Origin of the sequence: Phyllobacterium zundukense (assembly GCF_025452195.1) — a bacterium.
GTDB classification, from domain to species: Bacteria; Pseudomonadota; Alphaproteobacteria; order Rhizobiales; family Rhizobiaceae; genus Phyllobacterium; species Phyllobacterium zundukense_A.
Genome location: NZ_CP104972.1, coordinates 834,189 through 854,569 on the forward strand (window position 1 = coordinate 834,189; position 20,381 = coordinate 854,569).

Annotated in this window: 18 protein-coding genes and 6 pseudogenes; 13 read left to right on the plus strand and 11 right to left on the minus strand. The window is 56.2% G+C overall.

Translation table 11 applies throughout. The annotated features are described in order from the left end of the window. Positions 1-117: 117 nt before the first annotated feature. Both N8E88_RS11610 and N8E88_RS11615 read left to right on the plus strand, forming a co-directional pair. Positions 118-318, plus strand: coding sequence for a type II toxin-antitoxin system VapB family antitoxin (locus tag N8E88_RS11610; RefSeq protein ID WP_106667672.1), 201 nt, complete (start codon positions 118-120; stop codon positions 316-318). Beyond that, positions 315-698, plus strand: coding sequence for a type II toxin-antitoxin system VapC family toxin (locus N8E88_RS11615; RefSeq protein ID WP_106713775.1), 384 nt, complete (start codon positions 315-317; stop codon positions 696-698). The genes N8E88_RS11610 and N8E88_RS11615 overlap by 4 nt, the downstream gene beginning before the upstream one ends. Positions 699-1,185: 487 nt before the next feature. Here N8E88_RS11615 and N8E88_RS11620 read toward each other — a convergent pair whose 3' ends face one another. Further along, entirely contained in the window at positions 1,186-2,334 is a 1,149-nt protein-coding gene (locus N8E88_RS11620; protein ID WP_262291864.1) for an adenylate/guanylate cyclase domain-containing protein, read from the minus strand. 239 nt (positions 2,335-2,573) lie between these two features. On the opposite strand from N8E88_RS11620, the gene N8E88_RS11625 reads away from it, so the two are divergent. Then, positions 2,574-3,488 carry a DMT family transporter gene (locus N8E88_RS11625; protein WP_262291865.1) on the plus strand — a complete coding sequence of 305 codons (915 nt, stop codon included), beginning with the start codon at positions 2,574-2,576 and terminating at the stop codon, positions 3,486-3,488. Positions 3,489-3,853: 365 nt separating this feature from the next. Here the strand turns inward: N8E88_RS11625 and N8E88_RS11630 are convergent, their stop codons facing one another. Further along, entirely contained in the window at positions 3,854-4,726 is an 873-nt protein-coding gene (locus N8E88_RS11630) for an SDR family NAD(P)-dependent oxidoreductase (RefSeq protein WP_262291866.1), read from the minus strand. A 109-nt stretch (positions 4,727-4,835) separates the two neighbouring features. Here N8E88_RS11630 and N8E88_RS11635 point away from each other — a divergent pair, with 109 nt between their 5' ends. The 5 genes and pseudogenes from N8E88_RS11635 to N8E88_RS11655 all read left to right on the plus strand — a co-directional run. Beyond that, complete coding sequence (locus N8E88_RS11635) at positions 4,836-5,786, plus strand: LysR family transcriptional regulator (protein WP_262292369.1); 951 nt, start codon at positions 4,836-4,838, stop codon at positions 5,784-5,786. Between the two features lie 325 nt (positions 5,787-6,111). Continuing rightward, positions 6,112-6,288, plus strand: coding sequence for a hypothetical protein (locus N8E88_RS11640; protein WP_262291867.1), 177 nt, complete (start codon positions 6,112-6,114; stop codon positions 6,286-6,288). Positions 6,289-6,621: 333 nt separating this feature from the next. After that, a complete protein-coding gene (locus N8E88_RS11645; RefSeq protein WP_262291868.1) occupies positions 6,622-7,434 on the plus strand; it encodes an alpha/beta hydrolase in 813 nt (270 codons plus the stop codon). Positions 7,435-7,535: 101 nt separating this feature from the next. Continuing rightward, on the plus strand, positions 7,536-7,706 hold the full coding sequence (locus tag N8E88_RS11650; protein WP_262291869.1) for a hypothetical protein: 171 nt from the start codon (positions 7,536-7,538) through the stop codon (positions 7,704-7,706). 289 nt (positions 7,707-7,995) lie between these two features. Next, positions 7,996-8,892 (plus strand): annotated as a pseudogene (locus N8E88_RS11655) (YhcG family protein); the annotation flags it as partial. Positions 8,893-9,143: 251 nt separating this feature from the next. On the opposite strand, the gene N8E88_RS11660 reads toward N8E88_RS11655, so the two are convergent. From N8E88_RS11660 to N8E88_RS11680, 5 genes and pseudogenes are all read right to left on the minus strand, one after another. After that, positions 9,144-9,959: an alpha/beta fold hydrolase gene (locus tag N8E88_RS11660; RefSeq protein WP_262291870.1), complete on the minus strand. Its 816-nt coding sequence runs from the start codon at positions 9,957-9,959 to the stop codon at positions 9,144-9,146. A 599-nt stretch (positions 9,960-10,558) separates the two neighbouring features. After that, positions 10,559-10,765: a DUF6494 family protein gene (locus N8E88_RS11665; RefSeq protein ID WP_262291871.1), complete on the minus strand. Its 207-nt coding sequence runs from the start codon at positions 10,763-10,765 to the stop codon at positions 10,559-10,561. A gap of 289 nt (positions 10,766-11,054) precedes the next feature. Continuing rightward, a pseudogene (locus N8E88_RS11670) lies at positions 11,055-11,433 on the minus strand (signal protein PDZ); the annotation flags it as partial. A 220-nt stretch (positions 11,434-11,653) separates the two neighbouring features. Next, a complete protein-coding gene (locus N8E88_RS11675) occupies positions 11,654-12,418 on the minus strand; it encodes an SDR family oxidoreductase (protein ID WP_262291872.1) in 765 nt (254 codons plus the stop codon). A 943-nt stretch (positions 12,419-13,361) separates the two neighbouring features. Further along, positions 13,362-13,550, minus strand: coding sequence for a hypothetical protein (locus tag N8E88_RS11680; protein WP_262291873.1), 189 nt, complete (start codon positions 13,548-13,550; stop codon positions 13,362-13,364). 271 nt (positions 13,551-13,821) lie between these two features. Between N8E88_RS11680 and N8E88_RS11685 the strand changes: the two are divergent. After that, positions 13,822-14,379, plus strand: a pseudogene (locus N8E88_RS11685) (SDR family NAD(P)-dependent oxidoreductase); the annotation flags it as partial. Between the two features lie 264 nt (positions 14,380-14,643). Here the strand turns inward: N8E88_RS11685 and N8E88_RS11690 are convergent. Further along, positions 14,644-15,349: pseudogene (locus N8E88_RS11690) on the minus strand (IS6 family transposase). Positions 15,350-15,438: 89 nt separating this feature from the next. Here N8E88_RS11690 and N8E88_RS11695 point away from each other — a divergent pair. The 3 genes and pseudogenes from N8E88_RS11695 (at position 15,439) to N8E88_RS11705 (ending at position 16,946) form a co-directional block, all read left to right on the plus strand. Further along, a pseudogene (locus tag N8E88_RS11695) lies at positions 15,439-16,304 on the plus strand (type IV secretory system conjugative DNA transfer family protein). Positions 16,305-16,374: 70 nt separating this feature from the next. Then, the gene (locus N8E88_RS11700) at positions 16,375-16,614 is read left to right on the plus strand and encodes a ribbon-helix-helix domain-containing protein (protein WP_262291874.1); all 240 of its coding nucleotides are present in this window, start codon (positions 16,375-16,377) and stop codon (positions 16,612-16,614) included. Continuing rightward, entirely contained in the window at positions 16,611-16,946 is a 336-nt protein-coding gene (locus N8E88_RS11705) for a type II toxin-antitoxin system RelE/ParE family toxin (protein WP_262291875.1), read from the plus strand. Before N8E88_RS11700 ends, N8E88_RS11705 begins: the two co-directional genes overlap by 4 nt. A 338-nt stretch (positions 16,947-17,284) precedes the next feature. Here N8E88_RS11705 and N8E88_RS11710 read toward each other — a convergent pair whose 3' ends face one another. Both N8E88_RS11710 and N8E88_RS11715 read right to left on the minus strand, forming a co-directional pair. Further along, positions 17,285-17,650, minus strand: coding sequence for a nuclear transport factor 2 family protein (locus N8E88_RS11710; RefSeq protein ID WP_262291876.1), 366 nt, complete (start codon positions 17,648-17,650; stop codon positions 17,285-17,287). 131 nt (positions 17,651-17,781) lie between these two features. Then, positions 17,782-18,159, minus strand: a complete 378-nt coding sequence (locus N8E88_RS11715; RefSeq protein WP_262291877.1) for a nuclear transport factor 2 family protein — start codon at positions 18,157-18,159, stop codon at positions 17,782-17,784. A gap of 69 nt (positions 18,160-18,228) precedes the next feature. Here N8E88_RS11715 and N8E88_RS11720 point away from each other — a divergent pair, with 69 nt between their 5' ends. Then, on the plus strand, positions 18,229-18,810 hold the full coding sequence (locus N8E88_RS11720) for a TetR/AcrR family transcriptional regulator (protein WP_262291878.1): 582 nt from the start codon (positions 18,229-18,231) through the stop codon (positions 18,808-18,810). Positions 18,811-19,165: 355 nt separating this feature from the next. On the opposite strand, the pseudogene N8E88_RS11725 reads toward N8E88_RS11720, so the two are convergent. After that, a pseudogene (locus tag N8E88_RS11725) lies at positions 19,166-20,170 on the minus strand (SLC13 family permease); the annotation flags it as partial. Positions 20,171-20,381 lie beyond the last annotated feature (211 nt).

Consider the following 20,381-nt stretch of genomic DNA (forward strand, 5'->3'; position numbering starts at 1 on the left):
GTAAGAAATTTTCGATGCCACATCAGTGAACGCACTGCATAGAAACGCCGCAGCCGGCATAGATTTTATCACCAAATGGTGCTATTTTCCGCGCTTCAACTAGGGAGCTGCTACATCATGCGATCAACTATTAACCTCGACGATACGCTTATGGAGAAGGCCAGGTTCTTGACCGGTACAAATGAAACAGCGGCCCTAGTGCGCCAGGCGTTGGAAACGCTTGTCCGTGTGGAGTCCGGAAAGCGCCTCATCGCGCTCGGAGGAACTATGCCCGATGCCGAGGCAGCTCCGCGCCGCCGGAGCGCAGCAGCCAAGTGATCCTCGCGGACACCTCGATCTGGATTGATCATTTTCGTCGTGTTGATGCGGAGCTGCGCAGGATTATTGAAGACGACCTCCTACTTTGCCACCCAGCCGTGATCGGTGAGCTGGCGCTTGGCAGCCTTAGGGATCGCGGCAGCGTGATCGCTTTTCTGGCGGCGCAGCGCGCGGCGGTCGTCGCCACGCACGACGAAGTCATGACAATGATCGATCGCCACAGTCTTTTCAGCATCGGCATTGGCTACACCGATGCTCACCTGCTGGCATCCGTCCTTCTTGACCAGCGAGCGACCTTATGGACCAGAGACAAGCGCCTAAGAGCGGCGGCCGAAAAGGCAGGCGCTTCACTGCACCTACCCGTAAATCGTCCGAACTAAAATTGCCAAACCAAAGCCCTCATTTCAAACGCGTCAGTAGCCGACATCGGCCCGGCGTGATTGGAATGACCAATTTGGGGCCTACAGCAGTCCTTCCGCTTGCAGAATAACGGCGCGATAGCGTGATGTCCGAAACGGTCTCCAACAGCGTAAGGGATTTTTGCTGAAGTCGCTTCATGGGCAATGACGTTCGAACTGACTGCTTGCCAAATACAGGGTCGCTGCCTTCGCCAGTTCAGGAGCGATGGCAGGGGCCATCCGAATGGCCGCCTTGCGCCAACAGCGCTCATGAGGGACTGCATTGAATGGTTTCGACGGACACTTCCATACGAGACATTATGAGATTTTCGGAGCACATACCGAAAACACCAGGCTGTTGAGTACTCTAGCGTGGTGACAGGGATGACATACTTTCCAACAACCATGTGAGCATTTTCACATCACGCCATCAGCTACCCGTCCACCGCCGTGCAAGGAATGTATCTGTTCACGATTCGCATGACGAGGTGATATCGGCCGAGAACAAGCAAAAGCGACCTGGCAGACCCTTTAAAACGACAGGTTCCATGGCCGTGAAATTAAACATTCCGGGATTGCTGGTAGCAACGGCTGCCATAGCACTTTCGGAAACGACTACTTGCGCGGGATTTGCGATGCTGGAAATCCGCGCGGCCAAATTCACCGTCTGCCCAAAAATGTCACCGTCTCGCGGCACGACCTGGCCTGTGGCCAAGCCAACGCGCACCGGCAGGAGACCAGCTTTTTCGGCCGATTCCACCAATCCAAGACAGGCGCTCAGCCCTGATGTTGGCTCCGGAAAAAGTATCATCACGCCGTCTCCGAGGACCTTAACCAATCTACCCCCAGCAGGAGAGACAATTTGCTGTGCAAAGGCTTCAAAGTGTGCCGCCTGTTCGGCTGCCTTCAGGTCGCCAAGTTCGTGCGTCAATTCAGTGAATCCACAAAGGTCAGCGAAGGCAACGGTTGGTAAATCGACATCGGGCCGTGTCTCCAAGCCGCTCTCGCAAAGGGCTTCTTGAATACGTGAGACAATATTATCGAAGACCGACTCTTCCAGCAGGCGACGCTGGAGCATGAATAATACCCTAAACCCGATCCGTTGCAGCTCGAGTCGTTTGGCAGCTGCAGTAGAAAGCATCTCAGAGTGTGAAATTCCAGCATTCAGCATTCTCTCCTCGACTTCACTGCGGAACAAATCGCGCATTGTTTCCACAACGCGGTGTGTAGATTGTCCAAAGGCCCGCAATACTCTCGTCATTGCCGGGTCGGAGATGCCTAGTCGGCGGCATTCAGCAATGAGTTTGAGCAGCTCGACATCGTCCTCGCGCAGAATCTGCTCTGCTGACAAACGAGGAAGGCCTGCGGCAGCCCTCAAATTATTCAGTGTCGTAGGAGTGACATCCAAACCCTCGAGCTCCCTCTCCATCGACGTCGTCGACAGATAGACCGGGTCGAACATAGTCTGCGCAGCGAAGTCGAGCGCGAATACCTTGTTTCGAATTGCTTTGACCAATGTGTCCAAAGGTATGCCTGCTTCATGCAAGGCAAGTGCAACGCGAATCCTGTCCGCGTCTTCAAGATGATAATCCGTTTTTCTCTCGATTATGCCAGCCATCTCAAATTGTAGAAGCTGACCTTCTCCGCACCCCGTCAAGGCTGACAGAGCGGTTCGCGATAGATTGTGCATTGCCCTCAGCCTGATCGATACCGAAAAATGGCACAATAATCATTCTGCCAGGCAATTACAGTACGTCAAAGGATGGACATCCGGCCTTACCGTAAACAACCTGGAGGCTCTGCATCGGGAAAGCAGGGCTCGCCTTTAGATGATTTCCCGGAAACGGGAACAGAGTCATGCGGCTGACCTATCTGGTGTTCGCGCTACTCGGCCTCTTCTGGGGCTCGAACTTCATCTACATGAAATGGGCGGCGGAGCTAATCACCCCCGCGCAAATCACGCTGCTACGGGTGTTCTTCGGCTTCTTGCCGCTGGCCCTCGTCGCGGGGCGAAAGGGAGTGATCCATCGGGATCAGGTGCGGCACCTGCCGCATTTCTTCGTTATGGCTGCGTTGGCAACGGCCTTTTATTATTTTGCGATCGCGGAGGGCACGGCGCTCCTTCCCTCGGGCACCGCCGGCGTTCTCGGGGGCTCGATCCCTCTGTTCACGGCAGTTGCCACCCTGTTGTTTCTTCGCACGGAAAAGCCGAACGCATTGATGTTGGTCGGCGTTCTTGTCGGCTTCGCGGGCATCGTGCTGATCGCCAGACCATGGGAAGGATCAGATCGGACCATCGACATAATGGGGGTGTTCTGGATGCTGGCCGCCACTACGATCCTTGGTGTTTCCTACGTTTACGTTCGTCGCTTTCTATCACCGCACAACTTGCCGCCCCTCGCGCTCGCGACATGGCAAACAGGCCTCGCTCTGCTGGTGCTCCTGCTCATCGTTGATCGGACGGGAACGGGCAACATTCTGCAAAACTGGCACGCAGCCGCTGGTGTCGCGATCGGGCTCGGTGTTCTGGGAACCGGAATGGCTTTCCTGATCTATTATTATCTGCTGCAAGAGCTGGGCGCGGTGGCGGCCTCGGGCGCAACCTACATCACGCCTAATGTTGCATTGCTGATCGGCTGGGCCACCGGAGAAAAGGTTGGCATCCTGGAGATCTCCGCCATCATCCTTGTGTTGGCGAGTATCGCGATGTTGCAGATCGGGCGGCAGCGAGCGGTGAGGCAGGCGGAACAATCAGTCACCGCAATCGCCTAGCGCTGAATTTTGTCGCTCTAATCCTGACTTTTGCGACACTCCGGTCTTTCCTGAAAGCGTCCTAGGTTTCCTCTGTCGCAAAAGTTGGCGTTTCGCGGCGAATTTTTGCGACGGCCAATGACCGGTTTGGGCCGATCCTGGACCTTGGCACTGCCGCCACCTTCCGCCCGACTTCGCTCGGTTCGAAGATGCAATCGCGGATCATTTAGTCGTCGGCGAAGCGGCAGCGCACCGCTGCTTTCCATGATCACATCAGCGGTCGGTCGCCGCGTGAACGCCGTCATTGGCACACTTGTCTGAATACTCTGACGGACATCGTTGCCGCCTGCTTCAAACAACGTGATGACCCTCGCAGTCAGCTTCGTCTACGGAAGATCGCCACCGTCAAGGCCGATCACATGTCCACTCAGATACGAACTTTGATTGCCAGCGAGAAACAGCACCAACGCTGCAACTTCATCCGGCGTACCCACCCGGCGCATCGGATAGGGTGCAACCAGCTGTTCGGTTGTAACATTCCAGTCCCGGCGTACTCGCTCAAGCATCGGGCTCTCGATCGGACCTGGCGCGACTGCATTGATACGAACGTTGCGGCCATACTCCTGTGCGGCGGCGCGTGTCATGTGAATGACGGCGGCTTTCGAGGCACCATAGGCAACAATATTAGGGAAAGCATGGCGACCGCCAATGGACGCCATGTTGATCATGGCTCCCTTCGAGCGCACCAGATGCGGCATCTCGTATTTCATTGAGACAAATACTCCGCGCAGATTCGTCGCGATCTGGTCGTCGAAACCGGCGATGTCCGTATCGGCGATTGGCGCTGGCGGCAAATCGATCCCTGCATTGTTGAAGGCGACATCGATACCGCCATAGCGTTCGACCACGTCAGAAACGAAACGCTCCACCTGGCCGGCGTCGCGCACGTCCGATCTAAGGTAGACGGCGTCGCCGCCCGCTGCGCGTATCTCTGCTTCCACCTGGCGACCGAGCGCCTCGCGTCTTCCATTAAAGCCGACCCGAGCGCCCGCACGGGCGAAAGCCGCCACCGTCGCGGCTCCAATGCCGGAAGTGGCACCCGTGACGATTACCACCTTGTCTGCCAACGCGCCTGATGTCTCCGCGGCCGCCGACGCTGATGTTGCGAAATTCTGCCCGGCTAGTGTGCCTGCGGCTAGTATGCCCGCCAGAACCTGCCGCCGCGGAACCGCTGTCGTTTCCTCAGATCTGTTTGTCATGACTTGGTTCCTTCACAATATGTCTGCGACAGAGTAACCCAAGCGATTACCTGGAAAAATCGCGGGTGGCTTTGTGCACTATTTAGTATAGATTTATAATCGTATGAGCATGATACCTGACCCTTTCTCCGGTCTGGCCGCCTTCCTCGCCGTAGCGGAAACACGCGGATTCACGGCGGCCTCCGCACGGCTGGGCGTTTCCCCTGCAGCCGTAAGCCAGGCAGTAAAGGCACTCGAAGCGAAGCTCGGCACACCCTTGTTTGTTCGTACAACGCGCCGGGTCGGTTTGACCGAGGCTGGCGCGAACCTGTTGTCGCGTGTGGCACCTGCAGTTGCCGACATTGCGGGAGCCATCGAGACGGCAGGAGCCATGGGGGATGAACCTTCAGGTTTCCTGCGCCTCACGGTACCCCGCATGGCGGTGCCACTTATCATTGATCGCGTGGTGCCGGCCTTCCGGCACGCGCATCCAAGAATTACAGTCGAAGTCGCTGTGGAGGATGCAACGGTCGACTTGCTGGGACTTGGTTTCGATGCAGGCATCCGGATCGGCGAATATGTCGAACGCGACATGGTGGGAGTCAGGCTCTCGCGCGATATCGTTTGGTCTGTCGTGGCCGCCCCCTCCTACCTGGCTGCCCGCGGCTGCCCGGCAACCCCCGAAGACCTGACCCGTCATGAGGCTATCCGATATCGCTTCCCGGCCTCCGGCGCTCTCTATCGATGGGAGTTCGAACGCGGCGGGCGCCCCCTTTCGGTCGATCCTCCGGGAAAGCTCATCGTCAATGATGGCGCGCTGCTTGTCTCTTTCGCAAAGGCTGGGCTCGGCCTTTCATATGTTGCCGACATCGCAGTGGAACAGGAGCAGCGTGCTGGACTGCTTGTCCGCGTGCTTGAATCCTACCTGCCCACCACGCCGGGGCTCTTCCTCTATTTTCCGCAACGCGCTCAGGCGCAGCCGAAGCTGCGCGCCTTCATCGATGTCACCAGAAAGCTGATACGGCTTCGCCGGATCGAGGCCGAATTCCACCATGCCGCCAGAGGTAAGCTGAAAGGCTAGCGGCGTCTTCGCTTGGCTCGCAGTCAAAAGTCCAGTGCCGACCAGTATGGCGCCTGCCAGCACCACGGGGCGCCGTCCGGCCGACACCCAGACAATCAGCAAGGGCCTAACGAACCGGAGAATTATCTGTATCTTGCAAACGAGCCGGATCGCCACACTCGGGGTCCGAACGAGTAATATCAGGAGTGGGTGCGTCCGCTGCTTGATCACCTGGGCGATGGTGAGACGCCAGTCGTACTTCGCGTGCCAGGGAAACGAGCTGCCCCTTTGGACGGGCTGGCTCGATCAGCACCCAGATCTGTCGTATCCCCGACAGAGTTGAACCATGACATTAGTCATCGTCACCGTCGTAGCGGTTCCGGGGGCGACTTCGCCTGCGTTCGCGTTGGCGATCACGGTTCCAACCCTCAATATATACTCGACGCTTAACGTAGCGTTCGCAATAGCCGCCTTCGCAATACGTTTTGACAACACGCTCGCGTACCACGCCGTTGTTGGATGAGCTGTTCGAGCTTGTATTCGATGATTGGCTTCCCGCATAAGCCGTACCGGTGACCAAGGCAGCTGCGACAGCTAACAGGACAATCTCGATACGCATCGCCTCTCTCCTTTGCTAACTACTGCATTAAGCTGTCGAGCCTGAACCGTCGATGAATGCGACGCTGCAACGACCGAAGTCTGCAACAAGATCGTTGGGTCGTGGTGTCCGCTCTGCGAAACTTTCGGCAATGACGTAACGAATAACGTTGGCTGGCACCGAGCAATGATCCATGGTTGTCTCCACCCAAGACCTGTAATTCTGGACTTTGACGAACCTGCGGGTGGACATGTTGTTGTGAGCACCACAAAACTCCTGCTGACCTTGTTGCTGATGACGGCCTTCGCCTACGTGTCGCTCGTCGGCCTGATGTATCTTGCACAGCGCGCCCTCCTCTATCCCGGCGCCAGCGCGACACTTGCTCCAGAGCACGCGAACTGGGGCGAAAACGTATCCATCAGCACGCCTGACGGAGAGACGCTTCATGGTCTCTACAGCCAGGGCGAATCCGGCAAGCCGTCGGTGCTGTTCTTGCTCGGAAACGCTGACCGGGTCGGTAACTACGGCTTCCTCGCCCAGACCCTGGCCGCGCGAGGTATTGGCCTGCTCGCGATCTCTTATCGCGGCTATCCGGGATCGACCGGCTCGCCGAGCGAGCATGGGCTACTGACCGATGGCATTGCTGCCTTCGACTGGCTGTCGCTACGGTGCGAATGCGAGATCGTTGTGCTGGGCCAGTCGCTGGGCAGCGGCGTTGCCGTCAACACAGCCGGCCAAAGGCCTGCCGTCGCCGTCATTCTGGTGTCCGCCTACCTGTCGGTCCTGTCACTCGCCCAGACCCATTACCCATTTGTTCCGGTCGCACTTCTTCTCAAGGATCCCTTCCGCTCGGATCTCAAGATAGCGAAGGTGAGGCAACCGAAGCTGTTCATCCACGGCCGGCATGACGACATCATCCCGCTGTATTCGGGCGAGGCGCTATATCGTACCGCTCCCGAGCCCAAGCAGATGCTCGTTTACGAAAGCTCGGGTCACAATGATGTTTGGGATGATCGCATGGTCGGCGACGTCATTCGCTTTCTGGAGGCGCTGAACCGAGACGCCACCTAGACCCGTCAAGCAGCGGAAATCGTCAGCATGAAGCGAGCGCGGCATCCAGGATGCCCCCGAAGCAGTGAACGAACAAGTCATGTCCATTCCGCAGGATGCAAATGGCCAAGCTCAAGGAGCGATCGATTTTGGCCGTCAACAAGCTCGTCGGAAGCGGCTGCAAGCCGCGCGCCGCCGCTTGGGACTCGAACGGTGGTAAGCTCGCCTGGAGTGGCGACAAGGAGCCGCAGTACTCCGTGCCCTTGCTTTGCCGTGACCATCAAGAATGTTGATACATGATGGCAGGGAACTGGCGGGTGGACGGGAGCGGATGCCACAAGGCAACCCTCTCAGTTGTGGGACCACAACAGCAGGCAGTAGAAAATTACGATCTGCGGAAGCTTGTTCAATCAAGAATGTGCAAGAAACCGTTCGTTTGAAAATGCCGATAAGAGGTAATTATCAGGCATTTTTAATTGCAGCGAAAATGTCTACGATCTTGACACGATGCTGTTTGATAAACGCAAATGGCCCTAGGCTTCAAGGAAGCTTTTTCTACCTCGACCTGCTAAGGACCTATATATAACTACGCCTGTTCCTTCATCTGATGGTGACGATTATGCCTCGCTCCTTGCCGAGCTCAAGGATAGGATCCGAACAGCTCGCCTGAAGGCGGCCGTCGCTGTCAACCGAGAACTTATCTTTCTCTATTGGAGCATCGGCCGCGAGATATTGGCCCGACAGACCAGCGAGGGATGGCGGGCCCGTGTGATCGATCGGCTCGCTGCGGATCTTCGTCGCGATTTTCCTGAGATGACGGGCCTTTCGCCTCGAAACCTCGAATATATGCGTGCCTTTGCGGAGGCATTTCCCGACGAGGAGATCGTGCAACAACTTGTTGCACAATTGCCTTGGGGCCATAACGTCAAACTCATTGAGGCTTTGAAGAGTCCTGAAGAGCGGCTTTGGTATGCCCGCCAAGCAGTAGAACACGGCTGGAGCCGCAACGTCCTCGCACATCAGATCGAAAGCGGCCTTTATCGACGACAAGGCAAAGCACTGACCAACTTCGCGCGGACACTACCTGCACCACAATCTGACTTGGCCCAAGAATTAATCAAAGATCCCTACAGCTTCGATTTCTCGGCCTCGGCCCAGCAATGTCCGAGCGGGAGCTAGAGAAAGGCCTACTTGAGCATTTGCGCTCTTTAATTCTTGAACTCGGTAAAGGTTTTGCATTCGTGGGTAGCCAGCATCACATTGAAGTTGGTGGCCAGGACTACTATCTCGATCTCCTGTTTTATCATTTGCGGTTGCGCTGTTTCGTCGTTGTCGAGCTCAAGATCGAGGAATTCAAGCCGGAATTCGCGGGCAAAATGAATTTTTATCTTTCCGCGGTCGATGATCCAATCCGGCACGAGTCGGACGCTCCGAGCATCGGGAATTTTGTGTAAAGGCAAGAATGAGGTTATTGTCGAAAGGATTCCGAGCTTTGGAAGACATGGCTGCGTACTTTCGCGAGGAGTATGCCGGCCATCTGGAAGTTCTGCAAAATGCCGATAGGATGATAGTCGACCGGAAATTCGCATTTGTGCACGCGGGCGTCGACCCGGAGTTGCCGTTGGATCAACAGAGCGAACGAGACTTAATGTGGATTCGGGACAAGTTTCTAGACTTCGACGGGCCTCTCCCTCACGTATTCGTCTATCCCTTCATCTGCCCTTGCCGTCCTATGACAGAAATGAGTTCAGCTGCTGCAAAACAAGATGCGGGGCTTCGAGCTGGGGTACGTGGCCGACTCCATGCAAGGCTTCAAACGAGGCCCGCGGGATCAGTGCATGAAGCGCTTTGCCTCGCTCCAACGGTATCCATGGATCGTCCGCGCCCCAAATGATCTTTACCGGGCACCTAATATCCCTGAACATCGGCTCGACGTCGGCAGTGTATTTTTCGTCGGCTTGCGCGAATTGCCGATAGAAGCTTTCTTGCCCCTCTTCGGAAAGCCACGGCTCGATAAGTTTCTCGAAATCATCGCCATCGATGTTATTAACTATCGCCCCTTGGATGTAAGCCCGCACGATCGCCTGATGGATGTGCGGCGGCAACCCCAGAAATGCATCTACATAGTGGCGAACGTGATCGAAGAACTCCGATCCCCAAGGACGCATCGCGACGACGTTCACAAGAACAAACTTGTCGAAGTCGCAGTCATGCAGCAAGTGCGCTCGCAGCGTCGTCGCTCCGCCCATGTCATGGGCAACGACGATCGGCTCCTTAAGGTCCCAATACCCAAGCATTTCGGTAAAGACCTGTCCTTGCACGTCTAGCGATGTGCGGTGCTCCGCACCTTTCTCGGATCTCCCGTATCCTGGCATATCGTACCAATGAACGTGGTACCTCTTTGCAAGATCCGGAATTAGCCGATGCCATGAGAATGAAGACCACGGCCAGCCATGGGCGAGCACAAGTGCGGCCCCGTTACCAAGTCGACCCGCCGCGACGGTGCCCGCGGATGTTTCGACGGTTTCATCCAGTTTCCACGGCATCAAATATTCTCCTTGATGTTCTGGAGGAGGTCGTTTGATACGTATTGGTTCGCAGCAACCATATCGTTAGTGGCCGCTAGGCTCAATCTTGGACGCTGTCGTTGAGAACGCAGATGGAGGCCGTGAAAATGAACCGGACAGCATCGCGGTATTGCGGGTGAGCACCCTCGCACCAAGGCGCTTTCAAGCCCCGTGATGAGGTGACTGAGGACGGACTGCGAAATCCCGAGCGTGGCTGCAGCCTAAACTTACCTACTTTTTGGAACCTTCCCAGCTTTGCAAGGTTCACGACTGGTTGGAGAGTGTGGAGCTCTGTGACACGGGGTCCGGCGTCGTTATGGTTACCGCGGCGTCGGACCTTTGCCTTTTCGTCCACCCAACAGGCCAGACTTCAGTTGCGCGCATACCGATCCCAAGGCCTTCCAATTGGCTCTTGTGTAAGCGCATTTCTTTTAAAATATGTCACGGCGATAAACCGACGGTATATAGACGTGCCGAATATTAAAATCTTGGTCCCAGCTGTCTACAATTTCACCGCTAGCAATGAACAGTCGACGGCACGGAAAGAGGCACCAACTGGTTGCGATTGAGCGCAGCCGTTATTGAAGATTGACCATCCCGTCGATGGTGTGGGTGAGTCCGACCTTGTCTATGGTGAGCACAACCTTGGCGGATAGAGTCTCGCTCCCGTTCAGCCGGCCATCGGCTATCGCCTCGCGGACAGTCTTTTCGATCTCGCGCTGGGAGGTGACGCCGACCTCTTTGAGGAACTTGCGCAGCGAGGTATTAAGGGCGTCTTCGTTCATGCCAATCTCCTTTGTAAAAACCGTCACCGGCGTGCGCCGGGAATATGCCCCCGGTGCCGTTCGCTACCTGATACGTAAAAAAGGTGGAGGCAGTTTTCGCTGTTGTATTAGTCCAAAAGCACAAAATAAATATTTCCGTTCATTGAAACGAGGATGATGCCTGATGGCGTAGCGAGTCCATGATCCTTCTCCTCGCGAGCGGCTCACACCGAACGCGCCGACGACATCAATTCTAGTACCCCATGGTCAGTCAGCTGCGGAAAGTCGCCATAATACGCGCCGATCGCTCCGGCAACAAATTGATCGGTACGATCATATTGATGTCCGCAACCTCTCCATTTTTGCTCATTTGCAAGTGAAGCGAGCCGATGCATCCGAGCCAAACAGTGCAGCCCCTCCCCAGGAAGGATGAGCCGGCGCGATGAAGATCGCTTCATCCAGTACGTACTACCATAGCCGGCAAATTCCTGTTTGGCGACGATGTTCGCTCGGACGAACTGACCGATCCCGTCCGCAAGCACAACGGGATCTCCTACCTTGGCTTCGGGCGCGTCGCCGAAGTCCACCGCCGATACGGCAAGCGGCCCAAGCGCCTGCACGAGGCCAAACCCCGTTTCTTGATCGTAGGCGACCGCATGACCAGGAATGATTTGCCCGTCATGGCGCGTCTCCGGTAAGATAGCCGATCGTACCTTGTGGAAAAAAGTCGAAAGGCTCGCGCTGCCTGATTTGTTCGCCGTGCATGGATGGAGGGTCAGGGACAAAAGCGAATTCGTCTCGTTTGGCAACCAAAGGCCCGAATCAATCAGATTCAAGGACAGACCGACCTCTACTGGAAAAATAACCGCCATCCGACACAAAATGTATGTCGACGGCCATGGTCCGCAGCTACCAACACGTGAAGCCGCCGTCCACGACGAGATCGACGCCAGTGACGAACGACGAGGCCCGGCTTGAAAGGAATATCGCGGGGCCGACCATCTCTTCGGGTGCGGCCAGGCGGCCCATAGGTGTGTCCCGCTCGAACACTTTGACCTGATCGGCGACTTCCGGCCGGCGGTTCATCGGAGTCAACGTGTAGCCCGGACTGATCGAATTGACACGAATGCCGCGGTCGACCCATTCCATGGCCAAGCTTTTCGACAGGTGAATTACCGCCGCCTTAGACGAATTGTAGTCGGCCTGTTTCAGATCGCGATTGACGATCGATCCGGACATGGAGGCAATGTTGATAATGGAACCTTTCTTGCGGGGAAGCATGACGCGTGCTTGCGCCTGGCAGGACAGAAAAACCCCCGTCACGTTAATATCGTACACTCTTTGCCAGTGGTCCAATGGAAGCGTCTCGGCGTCGCCCCCAGCACCGACACCTGCGTTATTGATCGCAACCGTCAAGGGGCCAAGCTGGCTTTCAATCAGGTCGACCGCTCCCGTTAAATCGCTTGCCTTCGTCACCGAGCCTTCGAGCGTTAGGGCTCGGCGGCCAAGAGCGCGAATTCTCTCTGCTGTTTGGTCCAAGCCGCCGTTGGACAAATGACCAAAACAGCCAACGTCCGCTCCGGCCTCGGCCAACCCGATGGCTATGGCTTGGCCAATCCCGCTGCCGGAGCCCGTGACCATGGCCACTTGCCCGTCAAGGCTGAACAATTCCATTGCGCTCCCTCCCATGGCAGACGGCGTTTGAGTTGCCCCGTGACCCTGTTGCCATACTATACAGGTCCGGCCTGGATTCTTCGATACCTGTTGCATCTTGCCATCACCTCGATTTGACAAGCGCTTAAAATGGAATGGTATCGTCGGAGCATCGAGGGTACGCGGACAAAGTCGCGTTGACCCCTTTGCGGATCTCGTCTCGGTATTCGGATTGTACTCTCAAACGAGCTCGGCATGTCCGGCCCTGCGCAACTGGTCTCGGGAAATCATGACCATCGATTGGATATCAACACTGCAAGAGCAGGCGGAGTTCGCGAACCAGATCGCGGACGACCTGAAACAAACTCTGCAAATCCCTAATTTGAGCGTTGCCCAGGCTACCCGGCTTTTACCGCGTCCTGGAGCAAGGCGCACAGACGCTTGATCGGATCGTGGAGGAAATGGAGGGTGCCAACGATATCGACGATGACTTAAGGGACGGCGCTGGATCAATAGCGACCTGTGGACCAATCTTTCCGTGACGACTGCAAACAAGGTCCGCGTCATGCAGGGCTTGTCACCGATAGACTTTCCCTCGGGTCCCAACGGTAGACATTAAGGACCGATGGGCATCAGTCAGCATAAAGCAGGATGATGCCGCCAACGACAATCAGAACTACCCCGGAGTGTTTCTTTGTAAATCCGGGGAACGTTAGCCCGCCCCCTGCCCGCGAGGGTCCAAGGGGGTGAGTTTTGATTGTCTGATGATTGAGGCAGCCGGCTCAGCCTGCAACGACTGAGCGCTGCCCAAGCCGAATAGAGCACGCCAGCAATCACCAAAATTGCACCAACAGCCTTCAGCATCCACTCATCTCCACCAGAATCGCGGGACTTCGACTTCAATCATCCGACCGTCTCGGCAATCAGCTCGTGCGCCCGAATTAGTAAAGTTGGGACTCGCCTATCAAAGCCCCTGCTTTTTTCCCGCGCTCTTGCCGTCGGAGCTTTTCGAACGTTCCTCAAAGCGATCTGCACCCTTGGCAAGGTCAGAACCTTTTTGCGCTTCGACCTTCTTCTCATCGGCTGCGGCGCTCTTTCTCAATCCGCGCGCGGCCTGCTTGCCTTTTTCTGTTGGAGCTTGCTCGATACCCATCGCCTTTCCTCCTGACTTACTTCGCTGAGCTGAACGGTTGGATCGTGGGTTCGTTCCGCCATTTCTCGTCACCCATCGGAGCATCTTTTGCGCCCCGGCAAACGTAAAGGTGACGCTGGCGAAAGCTAGCATCTTGCTTTCCCCGCGATTTAGCCATCAATGTTTTTGGGTTGATGATTGCGAGTCACCACGCTGTAAGGCACGTTATTCGAACCGCCGTCGATGATGACCACATTTGCGAGAAAATCCTCAATTTAGGAGACGCCTCCCCATTGACCTGAAATTGACAGGCAAGACAGCCCTCGTAACTGGATCTACGGCGGGAATCGGGCGTGCAATCGCCAAGCGGCTGGCTGCAGAAGGGGCGAATGTCGTCATTGTCGGCCGATCGCAGGCAAGCTGGAGGAAGCAGCAAAAATCGTCATCTCTGCGACGCCTTCCAACGTTGCGTCAGGCATCCGCGCGGTGCTTGCTGATGCTGCGACCACCGAAGGGGCTGCCATTCTGCACCGCGAAGTCCCGACCGTGGATATCCTCGTCAATAATCTCAGCATTTGCGAATCCAAACCCTTCACCGAAATCACCGACGCTGATTGGCTAAAATTCTTCGAAGTAACCATGCTCAGCGGCGCGCGTCTCGCTCGTCAATATTTTCCGACTATGCTGGAACGAAATTGGGGGCGGATCATCTTCATCGCCAGCGAATCCGGTCTCCTTGTTCCCCCGGAAATGATCCACTACGGCATGACGAAAACGGCTCAGCTCGCCATATCGCGGCGTCGAAGCGTCGACGAAGAGGAGCGGCGTAACGGTAAACTCGGTCCTGCCCGCCCTACCCGATAAGCCATCCGTACGTCAGCCGGCCTGCGCGCCCGTATATCGTCGACACCGCGCCCGGAGCCCGCCGGTCCAAAGCACAGCGCTGGCTGAAAGGTTCTTAGCGATAAGCCCTCCCACGTACGTCCGCCCGCGTCGTTCACGTAATCCTCGGTGGAGAGCCCCGATTGTGATTTGACGATTTTCACCAGTTTGAACATCCTGCGGTGTTGTCACATTGTTTGAGTTAAGGCGCGAAAGGGCACCGCTCCGGTTCTCAGGCGAATTGATGCGCTACTGTATTCCACTCAGCCATAGCCTTGCGGCGACGGGTGCGAATTTGTGAAGCGCATCGGTTTGCACGGATTGGAATGAAGAGGTTACGGACAGCGGAGAAGATTGACAGAAATTGCTGTAAGGGACCCGATGGACCGAAACCCTTGCCGTGTTCGCTCCCGTTTTCGAAACGGCAGATGAGAATTCTCCGCACGGTTGTTCAGCCCCTTGTGAGACCGGTGCTCGACATGCGGCATGACCTGGCGCTTTGCCGCTCCATATGAGCGCAGCTTGTCGGTGATCATGCGCTTGGGAGCCATGCCCTGCTTCTTCAGCAGACGGATTAACAGGCGCCTGGCAGCCTTGGTGTTCCGGCGCATTTGCACGATTTCATCCAGAACGTATCCGTCCTGATCAATTGCACGCCAGAGCCAGCATTTCCTGCCGTTGATTCGCACAACAAGCTCATCGAGATGCCAGATATCATTTTGCGAAGGCGGCTTTCGGTGTAAACGACGCGTGTAGTCAGCGCCGTGTTTGCGGCACCACCGACGGATCGTCTCATAAGAGACGACAACGCCGCGCTCGCGCATCATCTCTTCGACTTCGCGCAGGCTGACGTTGAAACGAAAGTAGAGCCAGATTGCGCGGGCGACAATCTCGATGGGAAAACGATGGTTCTTATACGTTAGGGCCGTCTGGCTCATCCGAAACGCTAACGCAGAACCGTTGACGAAAAATCAATATGACAACACCGCTTGACGAGTTTCAGAACCTCGGCAAGCTCGAAAACATCATGGAAGCCGCGACGATCCTCGGCGGCTACGGTGTGCCGACATGGTTTTTTGTGCAATCGCTGAAATCCGTCGATACCATCTATCGGGAAGAGGGCCGCAAGACCTCGTCAACTCGGCACGTGTCCAGGTTTTCTTCGGCGCGCAAGATGCTGAAGACCTGAATTACATCTCCGACACGCTGGGCGAACGGACGGAAAAACAAAAGGATGTGAGCAAGACCCAGGCCACGATGTTCGACATGCATCATGCGCGAACCGTGCATGTTAAGGAAATCATGCGGCCGCTGATGCGGCCTGATGAAATTCGCACGATGAGCCGTAACAAATGCATCATCCTGCCGCGCGGATCGCATGCCATCTATGGAACCCGCAATTTCTATTTTGCTGACTCCGAATTGACGAAACGGGCATGGAAGCCCATCCCTACATTTAAAGGAACGACGGGAACCGTTGCAAAAGATACTTCGGTAAAAGGCGCTAAATTGCGTTTGCCTGACAATACCATCATCTCGCCTGTCCGTCATTTCACGCAACAGCAATCCGAAGGAGTGGTTCCATCCCATCGGCGTGGCGCTGTCTTCGCTGCGCGGACAGGGGGGATAGCTTCTGCTCGGCTTGTCCAGACTCGACCTGCCATAGGCACGCGAGACAAGCCAAAAACATCGGCAGCGTCGGCTCCAGCGCTGAAACCTATCAATCTCGCCGCGCTCTCGGCCGCCGCAACCACCAGCAATGTTGATATGAAAAAGCAAGCACTCTTTGCAAATTTCCTACGCGAAGCTGGCAAAATTGCTGTTCAAACCATCGACCGCGAAAAATTCGAACGTGCATCCCAAATGATCGGGCTGGAAGCGAACGACTTGTGAGTGCAATAATCTTGGAACATGGACGCTAGCCACATCTTGCCAAATTTTGCCAAATTGATAAAGTGCTTGAATGACAACAATGAACATTTCTCTCCCTGACGCTCTCAAAAGCTTCGTCGATGAGCAGGTGACAGGCCGTGGCTACGGTACAAGCAGTGAGTATGTGCGTGAGTTGATCCGTAAAGATCAGGATCGATTGCATTTGCGCCAGCTTTTGCTCGACGGAGCGGAGTCGTTGCCGAGCGCGCCGGCAGATGATTCCTACTTTGCAGGCCTACGCAATCGGGCTAGCGGCCAGCAACCAAAGTGACCTCCAAACCAATTATCGCACGCGAAAAAGCACGGTGGGATATTGAAGGCGCGGTTGATTACTACCTTACCACAGCCGGACAAGGGATTGCGCTTCAATTCATTGACTCCCTTGAACGGGTCTATCGGCTGATTTCCGCTTATCCCGCAAGTGGCTCGTTACGCTATTCCTACGAATTGAATCTTCCGGGTTTGCGGTTCAGACAGCTTACGAACTATCCTTATCTCGTATTTTATATCGAGAGCGAGCATCACGTCGATGTATGGCGCGTCCTTCATGCGCAACGTGATATACCGGCGTGGATGCAGGAGAGCGCAACGGGAAATGGTTAAGCTGCGGAGCGAACTCCACGAAGCGAACTGAAAGAGAGTGCCGCTTGTCATCTAGTTTAACACGTAGAAATTCAATTAGATCAAGTACTTAGTTCCATAACGATGGTTATGCGATCGGAATCGGTCAACGGATCGCAAGCGCCCTCATTTCGGGTTGTCTTTGCTGTAGGTAGGCTTCTACGGTGCTGTCCCGCTTGTTGGCATCGGTGCGGGTGTAGCCTGCTATGATGATCATGGGTCTGCTCCTCCTTTGGGCTGGCGCCCTGTTTCCGGCGCCGCGCCGCCGTGCATGGTCCGGGATAGCGACCCGCGAGGATCGCCGGTTCTCGATCGGAACGTCAGCCCCCCTTCACGTAGCCCAGACCCTCGACGATCTTTCCTTCGCGGACGCGCATGATGTTGACGCCTCGAACCTGGTCCGCTTCGCGCTCGCTCCAGCGAAGCTGCCAGCGGATGATCCCGCGGTCGCCCATCGCGGAGATTTCCTCAGCTTTGAAGACAAGGTTGGCGGACGACGCGACCCCCCTCCAGAAGGTGAGGCAAGCTTCACGTCCTTCGTAGCGCGCTCCATCCGGGGCCGGCACTGTATTTTCGAGAACACAGCCGTCGCCGATGAGATCATCAAGGTCTTCGGGGCGATGCTTCTCAAATGCGTGGTGGAAGCGTTCCACGATTTCGCGGGTAACTTTGCTGTCAATGGTCATTTCTCACCTCATAGAGCGATGGAGCCGCCGTCGATCCCCTGCGTGTGGCCGATGATGAACCAGGCTCCGGTTGAACAAAGAAAAACGACGATGATTGCGACTCTCGTTTGTCTTGTCGTTCTTGCCACAAACTACTCAGGCAAGGGCGCCGACTGACCGGCTGTTTTGGCATAGGCCAGGGCTTCGACGATCCGACCGTCACGGACACGGATCAGACTGACCCCGCGCAGCGAACCGCCGTCGCCGAAATGGAAGCGCCAGCGGATGTTGGCACGGTCGCCCATCACGAAGATGTCTTCCGACTCGAAGCGGTTCGCGCGGTCGGCCGCCATGGCCCGCCAGAATGCGAGATTCACATCGTAGCCCTCGTACCGCGTGCCATCCGGTGCCGGCTGGATCGACTCCATGACGCAGTTCTGGCCGATGATGTCATCGAGGAGCTCGGGATTGTGCTCCTCAAAGGCATGATTGAACCGGTGAACGATTTCAGATGTTTTGCCGGTTTTCATAATACCCTCCTACACAGACCGGTCTGTCTACTTCTTGTAGTATACAGACCTGTCTGTTATAGTCAAGCGATGGATCAGAAAACTTCTCGCAGCCCTTCCGAAACAGGTTCCGCGCGTCGCCGTTTGCTCGACACCGCGACCAGGCTCTTTTACCAGGGAGGCATCCACGCTGTCGGCATCGACCGCATCATCGCTGAAGCCGGCGTGGCCAAGGCGACGTTCTACAAGCACTTTCCGTCCAAGGATGACCTCGTCGTCGCCTATCTCGAGGAGATAGACCGGCTCGGGCGGACGGCAGTGGCCGCGCTTCCGAAGCAACCGCCCCGGAAAATGATCTCGGCGATCATGGGGCGTATCAGCGAGGCTGTGACCGCGGGAGGCTGGCGGGGGTGTCCGTTCCTCAACGCGGCGGCCGAATATCCGGATCCAGCCAGCCCTGTGCGGCAGGCGATCAACGCGCGCCGCGTTTGGTATCACAACAGCCTCGAGAACTTTCTCGCGGAGGACGGCGATCCCGCTCCTTCCGTCACCGCTTCCCTCCTCGTCGCGCTTTCTGACGGCCTGCTGGAAAGTGCCTATCTGGATGATGATGCCGAAAGCGTCCCCGCCCTTGTCCGCGAGGCGGTGGCGAGACTGCTGGACCGCCGATGAACGCCGCTCGCCGACCAAGCAGCACCGGTCTGCGCCAATTCCTGGATCTCCAGCTCCAGCACGGTTGGATGGAGGGCAAAACGATCCTGCGCGACGCCGACGAGCGCTCGGAGCCCCTCGAACTGCGTTTCAAATATGTAACGCGGTTTTACCGCCTTGAAAAGATCTCGAACCGCAGACCCAGTTAATGCAGTTTTCAGAGGTGAGGTTCCAGACGAGACCTTATGCGACCTTCAAAAAGTTCATACCGCCAAAAGCTGGTTCCGTAGCCAAGGCATCAATTATTGTTCAATCAAAGTTCTTCCTCAAGTAAAGGCACGATGCTTCGAGCGATATCCAGTCTTGTGCTGGTCCTTCAATGAAGCGGCCAGAAGACCAGCAATGCCGCACTGCCGTTAGCACGATGATCACCGAAAGTGGCAAGCCTAGCCGAGGATAGTCGCTGAATCTGTAGCCGCCCGGACCCATAACCAGCGTGTTGCACTGGTGGCCGATGGGTGTCAGGAAATCACAACCGGCGCCAATGGCCACCGCCATCAAAAAGGCCTCCGGTTTAAAGCCGAGGGTGCCGGCAAAGCTGGTTGCAATTGGCGCCATCACAAGCACCGTTGCGGCATTGTTCAGGAATGGTGTGACGGCCATCGCGGCCACCAGGATAAGCGTCAGTGCCCCGAACGGAGGCAGTTGATGCGCCACTTGGGTTAACCAATGTGCGATCAGTTCGGTGCCACCCGACGTCCTCAGGGCGTCGCTGACAGGTATAAGCGTTGCAAGCATCATCAGTATCGGGCCATCGATTGCTGTATAAACTTCGCCGAGCGGAATCGCACGGAATAGCACCATCGCGACCGCACCGGCAAAGAAGGCTATCGACACCGGCAACAGCCCGAACGCGGTCGATCCCATCGCGGCAAACAGAATGACGAGAGGAATAAGCCCGCGCCTGACACTGCCCAGCATGATGGCCTTTTTGCCAGTGGCAGACAGCCGAACTCACGCAGCAATGTCGGCAGTACTCTGCTCTGCCCCTGCAGCACGACGACGTCGCCGAACCGGAAGGTGATCTCGCCCAAGCGCTCCTTGATCCTTTCACCATGGCGGCTGACGGCAAGCAGATTGACGTTGTATCGATCGAACATTGCAAGGCGCTGCGCTGACATATCGATCAGCGGTGAGTGCTTGCCGATGACCGCTTCAATCGCCTCGATTTCCGCCGATCGCTCGATATCCAGGGTGACCGGTCATGCGACAGTTTCAACTTTCCAGCCGTCACGATGGCGTCGAGCGCATGCGGGTTACCCTCCAGTACAAGCACATCACCTTCCACCAGTACGGAATCGGGAAGCGGTGTGACCCGGTGATTGGCACGCACGATAGCCACACACCGACATCGAGAGCGCCAACATTTTCGAATCCACATCACAATGCTTGGCGAGCGCTGGACCAGAGCACCGGAGCAAGCAGATAATAACTGATGAATGACTATTTCCAGCAAGTACAGTTCAAAGGCAGGCTAAACCACTGGCGTATGGCTTCTTGCGCTGGATCGGCGACAAACAGTGGGGCCGACT